The organism is Archangium sp., assembly GCF_036277355.1.
Lineage (GTDB): Bacteria > Myxococcota > Myxococcia > Myxococcales > Myxococcaceae > Archangium.
Genome location: NZ_DASUNC010000042.1, coordinates 36971 through 51933 on the forward strand (window position 1 = coordinate 36971; position 14963 = coordinate 51933).

Genomic DNA, 14963 nt, shown 5'->3' on the forward strand with positions numbered 1-14963 from the left:
GGCCGGAGGGGGCCTCACTCCCCGGACTTCGCCACCGGAGCGGGAGCGGCCACCAGTTGCTCGCGCCGCAGCAGCAGCTGGGCGTTCTGCCTGGGCAGGATGCGCACCTGGAAGCGCCGCTGGTAGGCATCGTCCTTGGAGAAGACGTCCCGGTCCGTCACCAGCAGCAGGGCGGTGGGCACCACGTACCGCTGCGAGTTGTTGCCGAAGTAGTGCACCAGCACGAAGTACGTGCCCGGCGCCGCCTTGCGCGCGTGGTACAGCTCGGGCCCCAGGCCGTCGGTGATGTCCCAGAAGAGCTTGCCGCCCAGGGTCGTCTGCTTGTGGCTGTAGAAGCACTTCTCGCCGTTGGGCTCCATCACCCACAGGTCGATGTCCGTCCCGTCCGAGTTCCAGTGCGTGGTGAGCTGGTAGTCGAGGGGGGCCATCTCCTGGAGCCTGTTCAGCTCGCGCCGCCGGGCCTCCAGCGCCGCCGCCTGTCCGGCGAGCCGGGGATGACGGGCCAGCGCCGCCAGCATCCGGCCGTAGTGGTACGCCGCCACCGTCTTCGTCTGCTCGTCGTGGCGCTTCCAGGCACGGGCCAGGACGATCTCCCAGTTGCGCGCCGCCTCGGCGGGCCGGCCCGCGGCGTCCAGGGCCAGGGCCTCCTCCAGGTAGGACTGGGGCTCGAAGGGACGGTTGAGCCGCACGTGCTCGAAGAGCTCCGTGGCGGCCGGGAACTGGCCGAGCGCCAGCAGCCCGTAGCCCACCAGCCGCAGCGCCTCGGCGTCCTTGGGACGCAGCTCCACCGGTGACGAGAGCGCGCGCACCGCGCCCCACGTGTCGCCCGAGAAGGCCCGCTTGCGCGCCACCGCCTCGTACACCAGCACGTCGTCCTTGTTCTCCCGCCTCGCCCGCCGGTACGTCAGCTCCGCCTGCAGCCGCTCCTCGCCTCCCGCGTAGGGCTCGTCCCGCAGCGGCTGCGCCTTCACCCGAGAGCCCAGCTCCGCCTGCTTCTCCTTCAGGACGCGCAGCACCTCGCGGCCCTCCGCTGGCACTCCGTCCAACGACAGCCCCAGCAGCTCGTCCCGGCGCTGGTCCTCCTGCTGCCGCCGCAGCGCGTCCAGGTCCGTGAGGTCCAACTGCTCGTCGCGCACCGCGTAGCGCACGGAGTCCCCCTCGGACTCCAGCACCAGCATGGAGGCCCGCGCGTTGGCCAGCCGGTAGTGCTGGCTGAGCGCCACCACCATCCGGTCCAGCTTCACGTCATCCAGCGCCACCAGCCGGGACACGAAGAGCTCGGCCCACGCGCGCGGGGCGAAGGCGCTGTCCTCGTCGCGCGGCAGCGGCACCGACAGCGTGCGCTCCTCGCCCGCGGCCTGCGTCACCACCTCGAGTTGCGCCGGTCCCTCACCCACCAGCCGGCCCGCCACCCGCAGCTCCTGCCCGGCGTAGACGAGGTGCGGCCGGCCGGACACCACCAGGTCCTTCACCGGCGCGCCCTTCACCCCCACCCGGGCGAGCACCACCGAGGCCGCCCGGTGCGCGCGTGCCGCCGCGTCCACCTCGGCGCCGGAGAGCACGTTCACCACCCGGCCTCCGCCCGAGCGCGCCAGCGCGTCGAAGAGGTCCGTGTTCACCGACGCCTCGCCGAAGCGGTAGCTCACCCAGCGCAGCGACTCCGCGGCCGGGTGGCGGGAGATGAGCTCCTCCACGTTGCTCTGTCCCCAGGTGACGTTGCCGTCCGAGAGCAGGAAGGCCGTCACCCGCCCGCCACCCGTTGCGGGCTTCAGCCAGTCGCGGCCGGCCCGGTCCAGCTCGGAGAGCATGCCCGCCACGTTGGAGGCGCCCTCGAGGAAGACGTGCTCCAGCTCGGCGAACGTCTGCTGGCGGGCCTCGGGGGTGTTGCGCCGGAAGCCGGCGCCGTGCAGCCAGCGCGGGCGTACGTCGAAGAGGAGCACCGCGTACTCGGTGAGGCTCGGGTCCTTCTCCAGCAGCGCGCGCAGCATGGCGCCCTGCAGCGCCCAGGCGTTGCCGTCCTCCGCCGACAGCGAGGTGTCCACCACCAGCACCGCCCGCCCGGTGGCCGCCTCCTCGCTGCTCACGGTGAGCCGCTCCGGCAGCCGCACCCGCGTGAAGAAGGCCTGTCCGGGCAATCCCGCGGGGTCCTTGCCCACCAGCACGTCCGCGTCCTGGCTCCGCGGCGTGAGCGCCACGTCCAGCGTGCCGTCCCCTTGCAGCTTGGGCCAGTCCCACGCCTGCCACGTGCCGAGCGTGAGCGGCTTGCCCGTCTGGGGGCCCACCACCACCTCGCCCGCGTGCTTCGGGTCCACGTGCACGCGCGCCGAGACCTTCAGTCCCTTGCCCGCGCCCGGTGGCACCGGCCACGTGTAGCGCAGGCGCTGGCCGTCGAAGAGGAGCGTCTGCTCATAGGCGATGACCACGCGCTTGAGGGACTTCGGCGGCAGGGGGAAGACACGCGCGCTGAAGTTGGAGGCGCCCGCCCACTCCAGCAGCGCCGGGTCCACGTTGCGGCGCACCACGTCCTCGTACACCTCGCGGGCGCGCTTCTGCTCGACGACGCGGGCCTCCTGCGGCTCGCCCCACGAGCGCTTCGCTCCCGGCGGGCTCGGCGGGGCGGCCGCCACCAGCGTCTCCGCCCTGCCCGAGTCTCCCAACGGCGGCAGCAGCTCCGTGGACTGGAAGAGCGAGGGCGAGTCCACCGCCACCGCCCCCGAGTACAGCGCGAAGCCCGCCACCGTCGCTCCACCCGGCAGCGGGTAGTAGAAGGTGCCTTCCAGCGCGCGGCCGGTGTTGTTCTCGAAGAGGTAGTCCACCACCGTGCGCGCGCGGGCTCCCTGGATGTACGTCACCACGCGCACCTCGCGCGTCACCAGCGGCTGGTAGCGGCCCTCGTCGTCCTGCACCAGCACCTTGGCCACGCGCTGCGCGGTCTCCACCTTCGGCAGCACCGGACGGGGCGGCTCGTCGGGCTTGGACTTCTCCTCGGGCTTCCGGGCGTCGGCTCCACCGCCCCGGCCTCCTCCGGAGGCGTATTCCGACGAGCCCCCCTTGATGATCTGGATGATCTCCCGCCGCTTCTGCTCCAGCACGCGCGGGCGCTCCTCGTATTCGCGCTCGGCTTCGTCCATGGCGGGCGCGGGCTCGGCCACGGGCATGGGGGCGGGAGGCGGAGGCGGGGGCGGGGCAGCCGCCGCGGGAGCCTGGGCCAACCCGCCCTCCATCTGCTCGGAGCCCAGGGACTCGTCCACCTCCGCTTCCCCGAAGGTCTGGAGGTTTCGGCGGCTCGGTTGTGGCGCTCCGGTGCCCGGCCCTCCGGCGGGCGGAGCTCCGCGCCCGTTCGCCTCACCCACGAGCCGGAAGAGCTCCTCCTCGGTGACGGCCTGTGGGTCGGCGACGGCGTCGCGCAGCGCCGGGAGGTCCACCGTCCCCGTGTCGCGCTCGCCCGGCACGGTGGTGGGCGCGGTGAGCCCGGCGCGCGCGAAGGGGCCCGGGTCCGCCCTGGGCGCCTCGGGCACTGGCAGCTTCGCTTCGTCAGGCGAGGAGCGCTTGCAGCCCGGCAGGGCCAGGGCCGCGAGGAGGAATCCGGTGAGCAGGGCACGCGGGAAGGACATGGGCCAGAGGCTAGCCCACGAGGGGCTTGGACTCCGAGGTCCTCACCCACTGGATTCCAGTCCGGCACGCTTTCAGTGGATTTGAAAAGAATCTGCGTTTCGGCGGATTACCAATAATCCTGGTTATGGCATGATGTGCGGCCATCGTGTGAGTCACCCACTGCCTCCAAAGGAATACCGACGATGAACCGCTCCCTGCTGGGTCACCCCCTTCGCCTCCTGCTGTCTGGATTGATGCTGACCGCCTGTGGCGCTCCCACTGATTCCGAGCTGTCCCCCGCCGAGGCGCCGGCCCCGGCCGAGGAGCTGGGCGTCAAGGAGTCGGCTTCGTGCACCGGCTCGTCCGTGAGCGGCCTCGCCATCAGCGGTTTCAGCTCCTGGGGCGGCGAGGCGGCCGGCGCCGGGACCTGGTCCGTGACGTATCCGGCCAACGCGGTGCACCTGGACTTCTCCATCGATGGCGTCGTGAGCGGCCAGGCGGAGTTGCAGGGGGATGTCAACCGCGCCGGTAATTGGAACTTCAGCTACAAGCCGGTGAGCTGTGGCGTCCAGCACACCTTCAAGGTGCGGGCGTATCCCATGACCATCTCCAGCAATGGCGAGAAGTTCTGGTGCCCCGGCTCCGGGCCGCAGGAGCGCACCTGGACCTTCTCCGAGCCGTGCCCCACCAGCACCTTCTCCTGTTCGCGCTCCAGCAACACGCACATGACCTGCACGGGCACCGCCTCTGGCGGCACCGGGGGTCCCTACGACGCGCTCTGGTACGAGTACGAGCAGCATGACAGCGGACTGGTGTCCAACTACGGCTGGTACCAGGGCCCCCTGTCGAAGAGCTTCTACTGCCCGCTGGTCCTGTACCCCTACCTCCCCGCCACCGGGACGATGAGCATCTACTTCGTGGCGCGTGACGCCAACGGCCTGCAGGCGGCCATGCAGTCGCGCACCTTCTCCTGCAGGTTCTGAGTCACGTCTGCTGGGCTCGCCGGGAGAAGCGCAGGACGGCGCGGAAGATGGACTCCACGCCGTCCGGGTCCAGCCCCAGCCCGGTGGCCCAGGCCCGGCGCGTGGCGATCACCTCGTCCTCCCGGGCCGGGTCCGGCACCGGCTGGCCCGCCTCGGCCTTGGCGCGAATCGCCCGCCGCGCCAGCTCCGCCCGCCTCGCCAGCAGCTCCACCAGCTCGCGGTCCAGCTGGTCGATGTGCTCGCGGGTCTCCTTCAGCTCCGGCAGGCCCGTCTCCAGCGCCGGCAGCTCCATGCGCGGCGTGTCCGGCGTGGCGGCCTCGGGTGGAATCGCCTCCAGCTCCTGGTGGATGGCCCCGAGCGCCTGCAGCAGGTGCCGGCGCGCCTCGTGCGCGAAGGGGTTCTCGTGCTGGATGGCCGTGAAGAGGTGCCCGGCGTCCGAGCGGACGATCTCGATGGTGCGCGACAGCGCCTTGAAGCTCGCGGGCGCGAAGGGCACGTCCACCCCCGAGCCCGCATCCACCATCCCCTTGGCCACGAAGAAGGTCAGCGCGTGCGTGTGCGCCATCACCCGGTCATGGCCCTCGGGCGTCTGCTCGATGACCTCGCAGCCCAGCCGCTCGAAGAAGGCTCGGGCCCGGCGGGCCGCGTCCGGGTGCAGCGGGTTGGGCGAGACGACCACCCTCAACGGCCGCTCGGCCATGGCGAGGCTCAGGGGCCCGAAGAGGGGATGGGTTCCCACCCAGGGGAGCTTCGTGCCGAGCACCTCGTTCATGGCCTGCACGGGCTTCACCTTGACGCTGCCCACGTCGAGCACCAGCTGCTCCGGCTTCAGGTGGGGACGCAGCGTCTCGAGTACCTCGCGCATCCGCGGCACGGGCACGGCCACCACCACCTGCTCGGCCCCACCGAGCAGCTCCGGGATGGAGCCGGCCCGGTGGGCCTCGGGGATGTCCGCCGAGGTGTCCCACGCCCGGTAACCGATACCCGCCGCGTCCAGAAGTGAGCCCAGTGCGCGGCCAAAGCGGCCATATCCGATGATGGCGACCGTCATGCCGCCAACTCTACACGAGGGGGGGCCATGGCCGTGTTCCCCGCTCGGGCGCAGAGTGGCGTTCCGCGCAGCGCCACGAGGGAATCGACGTGTCCGAAGCGAAGAAGAACGTGGAACGCACCCGGCTCATCTTCGAGGAGATGACCCGGACCGGGAGCAACCAGCCCCTCCTCGATGCCATGCACGAGGAGGCCGTCTACAAGCTCTCCCTCCCCAAGGGCACTCCCCTCAGCGGGGAGTTCCGCGGCCGCCAGGCCATCCTCGAGTACTTCGAGCGGCTCGAGCAGGTGCTCGAGGTCCAGGAGGTGAAGACCTGGGACTTCGTCGGCAACGGCGAGCAGGTCATCGTCCTCGGCGACGAGCAGTTCATCGTCAAGAAGACCGGGCGCTCCTGCTACAGCGAGTTCGCCTTCGTCCTCGACTTCAACGCCGGGAAGATCGTCCGCGCGCTCGTCATCGAGGACCTGTCCGGTGTCGTCGAGGCCTTCGCTTCCGCGAATACTCGGGCCGCTTCACGGGCCTCCGGGACTTGAGCACGGTGGGGAGCACGGGGACGGATACCCTCACCCCGTCCCTCTCCCGGGGGGAGAGGGGAGGATGCTCCGTGGGGATGCTTGAGGGAGGGTGCTCAGGGGAGGGGGCTCAGTGGGCACTTGGGGGGGTGCTCAACACCTTCATCGTGCCCCTCGTGACTCCGAACTGCTCGTGGACGGCCGTGCGACGTACCGCCTCGGCCGGGGAGATTCGTCCCGCCAGCAGCTCCTGGTAGGCACTCAGGACCCGTGTGGCCTCTTCCTGGGACTCGCGCACGAACTCCACCCGGAAGCGCCGTACCCCTCGCTCCAGCAGCTTCGGCACCAGCGAGGCCGCGCTCTGCGCCTGCGCGTTGAACACCGTGTTGCGGCACCCCACGTCCACGATGACCGGATGCTCCAGGCCAATTCGGTCGCGCAGCGAGATTTGATGCTTCTCACACGGCCGCCCGCAGCTCTTGAAGTCGCGCCCGTTGGACAGCGTGTGGGAGTAGACGCAGTGCTCCGTGTGGAACGTGGCGATGTGGTGGTGCAGCGCCACCGCGAAGCGGTGTGCCGGCGTGTGGTCGAGCAGCGAGAAGAGCTGCGTCTCGTCCAGGTCGTGCGAGAAGGTGAGCGTGTCCAGCCCCAGCCCCAGCAGGTGCGCCGCCGTCAGTGAGTTGGTGACGTTGAGCGAGAAGTCTCCGTGCAGCACCGGGCGCGGCTGGCCCGCGGGCCGCTCCAGGAAGTGCATCAGCGCTCCCCAATGGCGCACCAGCACCGCGTCCGGACGCAGCTTGTCGATGCGGGCGTCGTAACCCTCCTCGCCCGGCTTCTGCACGCGCACCGTGGCGATCGTCACGCGCAGCCCGGCGGCCTTCGCCCGCTCCACCGCGCGTTGCAGGCCCACCATCTCCATCCAGTCCAGCTCCACCTCGCGCAGGCCCGCGGCCAGCACGGCCTCCAGCTGCGCGTCGTTGCGGCACAGCGGCAGCAGGCGCGGCGTCTCCTCGGCCACCACCTCCGGCACGCGCGCCAGCAGCGAGGCGCGTACCTGCTCCAGCACCGGCGTCTCCACCACCGTACGCTTGTGGCCCCGCTCCACCGCCGCGGTGAGCTCCGCCACCACGTCCCTGCGCAGCGCCTTGAGCTCCGACACGGGCAGGTGCAGCCCCGGCGTCAGCTCCGCGCAGTCCAGCTTCGCCAGCGTGAAGGGCGTGCCTCCGAAGGCGCCCAGCTTGTCCTTCAGCAGCGCCTCGTCCAGGCCCTTGCCCCGGGACGCCGTGAGCGGCGTCGGGCTCCCGGCCGAGCACTCGTGCCCCCAGGCGCTCGCATGCAGGCGCAGGGGCGTGCCCTCGGCGCCCGAGACCTTCAGCGTGAGCGGGATGCGGCCCTCGGGCTCGCCATGGGAGAGCAGGCCCTCGGTGCGGCGGGCGAGCGACGGGTCGCTGTTGAGCCACACGCGCTGCCCCGGCGCCACCCGCCCGAGGTCCGGTCCCGGGTGGCCGAAGCCCAGCACCCAGCCCTGGCCCTTGCGCTCCACGCGGAAGATGGGGCCTCCCGGCTCGTGCTTGTCCTCGGGGGTGTTCGCATCGAAGACGACGCCCATGCCCGGACGTGGATCCACGTGGGCCGGCGTGGGCTCGCCACCGGGGAGGGGCGAGGCGATGGCGCCGTTGGGCGCCTCGGGGCGCTGCTCGCCCAGGCCGAGCGCTCCGGTCCACGGGCGCTCATCCGGGGTGACGAAGACCTCCTTGCCGGACACCGAGCGCACGCGACCGAGGTACAGGCCCCGGTGCTTGGGGAAGCGGCCCTCGACGAGCGTCTGGTGGTCCGAGCCCCCGAGGAAGCCATTGGAGAAGCCCCGGCTGTACGTGAGGGACATGTCGGCCAGGTCCTTCTCGAGCTGGCGCTCATCCGGCTTGCCGGCGACGACTCCGTCCACCCATCGCCGATAGCCCTGCACGGTGGTCGTCACGTACTGCGGGCCCTTGAGGCGGCCTTCGATTTTCAGGCTGTGGACGCCGATGTCCACCAGGTCCGGCACGGCCCGCACGCCCGCGAGGTCCTTGGGGCTGAGCAGGTAGCGCACGTCGCCCAGGTCGCGCGTCTGCTGGTCCACCACCAGGTCATAGGGCAGGCGGCAGGACTGGGCACACTGGCCCCGGTTGGCCGAGCGTCCACCCCAGGCCTCGCTGGTGAGGCACTGGCCGCTCCAGGACATGCAGAGCGCGCCGTGGATGAAGACCTCCAGCTCCATGTCCGTCTGGCTCGCCAGGCGGCGGATTTCGGCGGTGGAGAGCTCGCGGGGGACGACGACACGGGTGACGCCCAGGCCCCGGGCGAAGCGGATGCCCTCGGCGCTGGAGACCGTCATCTGCGTGGAGGCGTGCAGCTCCAGCTGGGGGCAGATGGCGCGGGCCAGCAGGGCGATGGCCGGATCCTGGATGATGAGGGCGTCCACACCGGACTCGGCCACACGGCGCAGGATGCGCTCCACCAGGGGCAGCTCGGGCTCGAAGACGAGCGTGTTGAGCGTCACGTAGGCGCGGGCCCCGGCGCGGTGGACGAGCACCATCGTCTCCGGCAGCCGCTCGAGCGAGAAGTTGTCGGCGCGGGCGCGGGCGTTGAAGCCCTCGTCCAACCCGAAATAGACGGCATCCGCGCCACTGGCGAGCGCCGCGCGCAGTGAATCGAGGTCGCCCGCGGGTGCGAGGATTTCAGGACGTCGGGAAGGCATGCTGCCTCCATAACACGCAGCCCGCGTTCTGGTGCCCGCTCGGAGCACTCCCCCGCCCATGCCCCGGGCGGGTGAGGGGCGCACGCGGGGCCTTCGTTTGGAATAAAGGACGTTTCCGTATGCACAAGACCCTGGCCGCGGGCCTGCTGCTCGCGATGCTCACCCTCTCGAGGAGGCCATCCTGACCGAGCAGCGCGCCCTCGACGTGTTGCAGGACTCTCAGGACGAGAAGACGGTGAAGCTGTTCCGCGAGCGGCTCGCGGCCTTCACGCCCACGTCCTGTTCCGTTCCCAAGCTCACGCCCTGAGGCGTCTCAGGGGTGATGGCTGGCGGGAGCCCCGTGCGCTCCCGCCACGTGGTGCGCGCGGATGAACGCGTCCAGCCGGTCGAACGCGGCGGTGAGGATGTCCTCCGGCGGGAGGAACACCACCCGGAAGTGCTGCGTGCCCGCCTTCTGCCCGAAGCCGCTGCCGTGGACGAAGAGCACGCCCGTCTCGCGCAGCAGCGACAGCACGAACTGCTCGTCGTCCGTCACACCGGGCAACTGGAGACGGACCATCGCGTAGAAGGCGGCGGCGGGCTCCACCACGGACAGGCCGGGGATGGCGTTGATGCGGCGGACCATCAAGTCCCGCCGCGAGCGCATCCGCTTCATCATCTCCGGGATGTGCTCCTGGGGCCCCTCGAGCGCGGGCTGGATGGCGTACTGCTGCGGAGCGGGCGCGCACAGCCGCGCATCCGCCAGCCGCATCACCGCGCTCTTGAGCGACGGCATCAGGTGCGCGTTGCAGAAGACGAGCCACCCGATGCGCCAGCCACAGGCGAGGTACGCCTTGGAGAGGCCATTGAAGGTGAGGATGGGCACGTCCGTGGCCAGCGACGCGGTGGGCGTGTGGTCCTTGTCGTAGAGCAGCTTGTCGTAGATCTCGTCGGAGAGGATGACGAGCCCGCGCCGCCGGGCGATCTCCAGCAGCCCCTCCAACACCTTGCGGTCGAGCACCGCGCCCGTGGGGTTGTTGGGGTTGCACAGCAGGAGGGCGCGGGTGCCGGGCGTGCACAGGGAGTCGATCTCCTCCAGGTCCAACGTCCAGCCGCGCTCCTCGTCCAGGGAGTAGGGCACGCCCTGGGCGCTCAGCTTGGCCATGAGGGCGTTGTAGAGCGGGTAGCCGGGGTTGGGCAGCAGCACGCGCTCGCCGGGCTCCAGCAGGGCGGTGAGGGCGAGCTCGAGCGCCTCGCTGGCGCCGTTGGTGACCACCACGTCCGAGGGCGTGATGCCGGGGATGCCGAGGCGCGTGCACTCGCGGGCGATGGCCTCGCGCGCGGCCGGGATGCCCGCCGAGGGCGCGTAGCCGTTGTGGCCGTCCTTCATCGCGCGGTGCACCGCTTCGATGAGGTGGGGCGGTGTCTGGAAGTCGAACTTCAGCGGATCCCCGATGTTCAGGAAGAGGATGCGCTGGCCCTGGGCTTCCAGGCGGCTCGCCTCGGCCACGACGTTGCGGATGGCGTATCGGACGTTCTCGATGTGCCTGGCGGCGCGAATCACGGGAATCCTCGGGAAGGTTCACTGTCTATGTAGCAATGGGCCTCGTCCCGCGGTGCTGGACGTTCCGCCCCGGGTGCGGCGGACGACACAGGAGGGCGGGGAGTGTCCTGATTCAGGACAGAAATGTCCGATTCTGGGACAGTCTTGATTTGCGCGTACAATCGCTTGAGTTTACTGAGAATTTGAGCGATTCTGTCACGACGCGTTACATTCGAGCGGAGGGGGAGTGGAGCCCTGACGCACCGGGTCAGTTCTGGACTCCGAGTGATATCGAGCGCTTGGCCGCTGGCACGCTGAGTGCTTGAGAGAGGCCTACACCAAGGCGCGGGCCGTCAACTCCTCCTCCTCTGACGTCTCGCGTGGTGCGCGGCGGATGAGCTTCCCCCAGAGAGCTCTTCCGTCGCTGTTTTTTTGCGGGCCGGGCGGGTCAGGACGCGAAGAGCTCCTGCACGGACTGGACGGACACGGCCTTGCGGAGCCAGCGCTCGAGTTGAGCGAGCTCGGTGCAGGCGGTGATGCGCTGGCGGGACTGCTCGTCCACCTGGAGGCCCCGGGCATCGAGCACCTCGAGAAGGGCGTCCGCCTTGCCCTCCTGGCGCCCCTGAGTGAAATAACGCCGGGCGAACTCGCTCTGGTACTCGTAGGTGCCACTGCTCATCAGTGCCTCCAGGGCGGTGCGGGCCGCGTCGTTCAGCGACCACATCACCAGGTCAAAATAGAAGCGCGCCCGCTCTTCATCAATCCCCGCCAGCCCGGGCAGGACCGTCTCGGCGATGGCCGCTCCCTGCTCGCCCTGTCCGTGCGCCATGGCGGACAGCACCATCAACTCCACCGCCTGGCGCGCCTGCTCGGGCCGCGTGATGACTGGAATGCTCTCCGGACCCGCGAGGTAGGGTTTCAGCACGAAGCCCCGGTGGCCCGTCTCCAACGGCTGTCCGCACCAGCGCGCCACTCCCGCGTCCGGCGCCACCACCAGCAGCACCGTGGGGCACCTCAACTTCGCCCGCATATGGGTGAGGTACACCGGCCACGTGTACCGCTTCTCCTCGTCCGGTGAGAGCTGCACCTCCACCACGATCGCGAGACGAGGCGTGTCCCCCCACAATTGCACCACCAGATCCGCCCGGTACTCGGTGGGCACCGCCTCGGTCAGCTCGGCGGACTCCGCGCGGGCCTCCGCATAGGCGGGCAACTCGATGCCGAGCGCATCCCGCAGCAACTCGGCCGCCAGGACGGGGCGGTTGCGGAACAGCTCCAGGAGGGCCTCGTGACGGAGGGAGGGCATGCGACAGCCATGTGACTCCAGGAGTCACATGGCTGTCAATCCCCGGGTTGACCTCAGAAGTAGGCACCCGGTTTCCCCTCCGGCTCACGCCGGACGAGGCGTCTGCCCACCATCGCCCGGAGCGGGAGGCGGCGTCCCACGCTCGTGGCGCTTGAGCAACTTCGTCCGGGCCGTCTCCACCAGCGTGTACAGCACGGGGATGAAGATGAGGTTGACGAAGGTGGACAGCAGCATGCCGCCGAACACCGCCGTGCCCAGCGACTTGCGCGAGGCGGCGCCCGCGCCCGTGGCCAGCACCAACGGCACCACGCCCAGCAGGAACGCGAAGGACGTCATGATGATGGGCCGCAGCCGCGTGTCCGCCGCCTGGATGGCCGCCTCCACCACGCTCTTGCCCTGATGGCGCAGCTGCTCGGCGAACTCCACGATGAGCACCGCGTTCTTGCTGGACAGGCCCACCAGCATCAGCAGACCGACCTGGCAGAACACGTCGTTGGCGAGCCCTCGCAACAACTGGAAGCCGAGCGCGCCGAGGATGGCCACCGGCACCGCCAGCATGATGACGAAGGGCAGCGCGAAGCTCTCGTACTGCGCCGACAGCACCAGGAAGACGAAGACGACGCCCAGGGCGAAGATGAGCAGCACCTTGCCCGCGGACTGCTTCTGCTCGAGCGACAGGCCCGTCCACTCGAAGGTGAAGCCGGCCGGCAGCCCCTGGCGGGCCACGGCCTCCATGGCGTCCAGCGCCTGGCCCGTGCTGACACCGGGCGCGCCCTGGCCGTTGATGGCGGCCGAGCGGAACAGGTTGTAGTGCGTGATGTTCTGCGCGGTGGTGACGGGCTCCACCTTCACCAGGCTCTCCAGCGGCACCATCTCCCCCTGCGCCGAGCGCACGTAGAAGGCGGAGATGTCCTTGGGTTCGTTGCGGAAGGGCATGGCCGCCTGCACGTAGACGCGGTAGACGCGGTTGGCGAAGGTGAAGTCATTCACGTAGCTGCTGCCCATGTAGATCTGCAGCGTGGAGTAGAGCGAGTCCAGCGACACGCCGAGCGACTTGGCCTTCTCCCGGTCCACCGACACGTTGAGCAGCGGGGTGCTCGCCGTATAGGACGAGAAGACGCTGCGCAGGTCCGGTGACTGGTTGGCCCGCCCCGCGAGCTGCTGCGTGGCCGCCGCCAGCTCGTTCAGCGTGTGGTTGCCCTGCTGATCCTCCAGGACGAACTCGAAGCCGCCCACGCTGCCCACGCCGCGGATGGTGGGCGGCTGGAAGGCCAGCACGCGCGCGCCGGCAATGCCGGCGAAGGGCCCGCGCAGCCGGTTGACGAGCCCGGCCACGCTCTGCTCCTTCTTCTCGCGCTCCTCCCAGGGGTGGAGGTTGATGAAGAGGACGCCGTAGTTGGGGCCGGTGCCCAGCAGCGAGAAGCCACCCACGGTGAAGATGTCCGCCACCTCCTTCTGCTGGCGCAGCACCTCCTCCGTCTGGAGGAGCACCTGCCGCGTGTAGTCCAGCGACGTGCCCTCGGGGCCCTGGATGGCGACGATGAGGTAGCCCTGGTCCTCCTCGGGGATGAAGCCGGTGGGCGTGACGCGGTAGAGCAGCGCCGTGAGGCCCATGAGCACCACGAAGACGCCCAGTACCGCCCAGCGCATGCCGGGCAGCAGCAGCTTGCCCAGGAAGCGCGCGTAGCCGCGCCGGAAGGCATCCATCGTCTGGTCCACCCAGCGGAAGACGCGCCACTTCTCTCCCTCGTGCGCGCGCAGCAGCCGGGCGCACAGCGCGGGGGACAGCGTGAGGGCCACCAGGGCAGACAGGCTGATGGAGAAGGCCAGCGTGAGCGCGAACTGCCGGTAGATGGTGCCCGTGGTGCCCGGGAAGAAGGACACCGGGACGAACACCGCCGAGAGCACCAGCGCCGTGGCGATCACCGCGCCACCCACCTGCTTCATGCTCCGGTGCGACGCCTCGCGCGCGTCCACGCCCTCCTCCACCATGACGCGCTCGACGTTCTCGATGACCACGATGGCGTCATCCACCACCAGGCCCGTGGCCAGCGTCAGGCCGAAGAGCGTCAGCGTGTTGAGCGAGAAGCCGAACGCGCTCACGAAGCCGAAGGTGCCCACCAGCGACACCGGCAGTGTCGTGGCCACCACGAGGATGCTGCGCCAGCCGTGCAGGAAGATGAAGATGACGAGGATGACCAGCGCGATGGCCTCCACCAGCGTGCGCAGCACCTCCTCGATGGAGGCCTGCACCGCCGCCGTGGTGTCGAAGGCGCTCTCGTAGACCATGCCCGGCGGGAAGTTGCCCTCGAGCCGCTCCAGCTCGGCCACCACGCCCTCGCGCACATCCAGCGCGTTGGAGCCGGGGAGCTGGAAGATGCCGAGGCCCACCGCGTCCCGGCCGTTGAAGCGCAGCATCTGGTTGTAGTTCTCCGCCCCCAGCTCCACCCGGCCCACGTCCTTCATCTGCACCAGCGTGCCGTCCTCGCCCCGCTTCAGGACGATGTCCCCGAACTGCTCCGGCGTGGACAGCTGGCCGAGCACCTGCACGTTGATCTGATACGTCTGTCCCCGTGGCGAGGGCGGCTGGCCCACCTGTCCCGCGGCCACCTGCACGTTCTGCTCGCGCAGCGCGGCCACCACGTCCTGCGCGGTGAGGCCGCGGCTCGCCAGCTTCGTGGGGTCCAACCACAGCCGCATGGCGAAGCGGCGCTCGCCGAAGATGCGCACGTCGCCCACGCCCTTCACACGCAGCAGCGCGTCGCGGATGTAGACGTCCGCGTAGTTGCTGAGGAAGCCCGTGTCGTAGTGCCCCGCCTCGTCATACAGGCCGAAGGACATGAGCAGCTGCGACTGCGTCTTGTTGATGGTGATGCCCAGCGCGTTCACCTCGGCGGGCAGCCGGGCCGAGGCGGTGGCCACCCGGTTCTGCACGTCCACCGCCGCGACGTCCAGGTCCCGGTCCGGCTCGAAGGTGACGGTGATGGTGCTGGTGCCGTTGTTGCTGCTGGTGGAGGAGATGTAACGCATGCCCTCCAGGCCGTTGAGCTGGCGCTCCAGCACGGTCGTCACCGCGCTCTCCACCACCTCGGCGGAGGCGCCGATGTACGTGGACGTCACGCTCACCTGCGGCGCCGCGAGCTCCGGGTACTGCTCCACGGGCAGGCTGGGGATGGAGATGGCCCCCACTAGCGTGATGAGGATGGAGATGACGCTGGCGAAGATGGGCCGGCGGATGAAGAAGTCGGAGAACAT

Annotated in this window: 8 protein-coding genes; 2 read left to right on the top strand and 6 right to left on the bottom strand. The window is 70.1% G+C overall.

The annotated features are described in order from the left end of the window. Window positions 1-14: 14 nt before the first annotated feature. A complete protein-coding gene (locus tag VFZ09_RS10655; RefSeq protein ID WP_329727416.1) occupies window positions 15-3614 on the bottom strand; it encodes a DUF2135 domain-containing protein in 3600 nt (1199 codons plus the stop codon). Between the two features lie 183 nt (window positions 3615-3797). On the opposite strand from VFZ09_RS10655, the gene VFZ09_RS10660 reads away from it, so the two are divergent. Then, a complete protein-coding gene (locus VFZ09_RS10660; protein WP_329727417.1) occupies window positions 3798-4577 on the top strand; it encodes a hypothetical protein in 780 nt (259 codons plus the stop codon). Between the two features lies 1 nt (window position 4578). On the opposite strand, the gene VFZ09_RS10665 is transcribed toward VFZ09_RS10660, so the two are convergent. Continuing rightward, the gene (locus VFZ09_RS10665) at window positions 4579-5628 is read right to left on the bottom strand and encodes a prephenate dehydrogenase/arogenate dehydrogenase family protein (protein ID WP_329727418.1); all 1050 of its coding nucleotides are present in this window, start codon (window positions 5626-5628) and stop codon (window positions 4579-4581) included. A gap of 89 nt (window positions 5629-5717) precedes the next feature. Here VFZ09_RS10665 and VFZ09_RS10670 point away from each other — a divergent pair, with 89 nt between their 5' ends. Next, the gene (locus tag VFZ09_RS10670; protein WP_329727419.1) at window positions 5718-6161 is read left to right on the top strand and encodes a nuclear transport factor 2 family protein; all 444 of its coding nucleotides are present in this window, start codon (window positions 5718-5720) and stop codon (window positions 6159-6161) included. Between the two features lie 109 nt (window positions 6162-6270). On the opposite strand, the gene VFZ09_RS10675 is transcribed toward VFZ09_RS10670, so the two are convergent. From VFZ09_RS10675 to VFZ09_RS10690, 4 genes are all read right to left on the bottom strand, one after another. Continuing rightward, window positions 6271-8880, bottom strand: coding sequence for a U32 family peptidase (locus tag VFZ09_RS10675; protein WP_329727420.1), 2610 nt, complete (start codon window positions 8878-8880; stop codon window positions 6271-6273). Between the two features lie 313 nt (window positions 8881-9193). Then, window positions 9194-10423: an aminotransferase class I/II-fold pyridoxal phosphate-dependent enzyme gene (locus VFZ09_RS10680; protein WP_329727421.1), complete on the bottom strand. Its 1230-nt coding sequence runs from the start codon at window positions 10421-10423 to the stop codon at window positions 9194-9196. A gap of 427 nt (window positions 10424-10850) precedes the next feature. After that, a complete protein-coding gene (locus VFZ09_RS10685) occupies window positions 10851-11708 on the bottom strand; it encodes a hypothetical protein (protein WP_329727422.1) in 858 nt (285 codons plus the stop codon). An 84-nt stretch (window positions 11709-11792) separates the two neighbouring features. Beyond that, entirely contained in the window at window positions 11793-14963 is a 3171-nt protein-coding gene (locus tag VFZ09_RS10690) for an efflux RND transporter permease subunit (RefSeq protein WP_329727423.1), read from the bottom strand.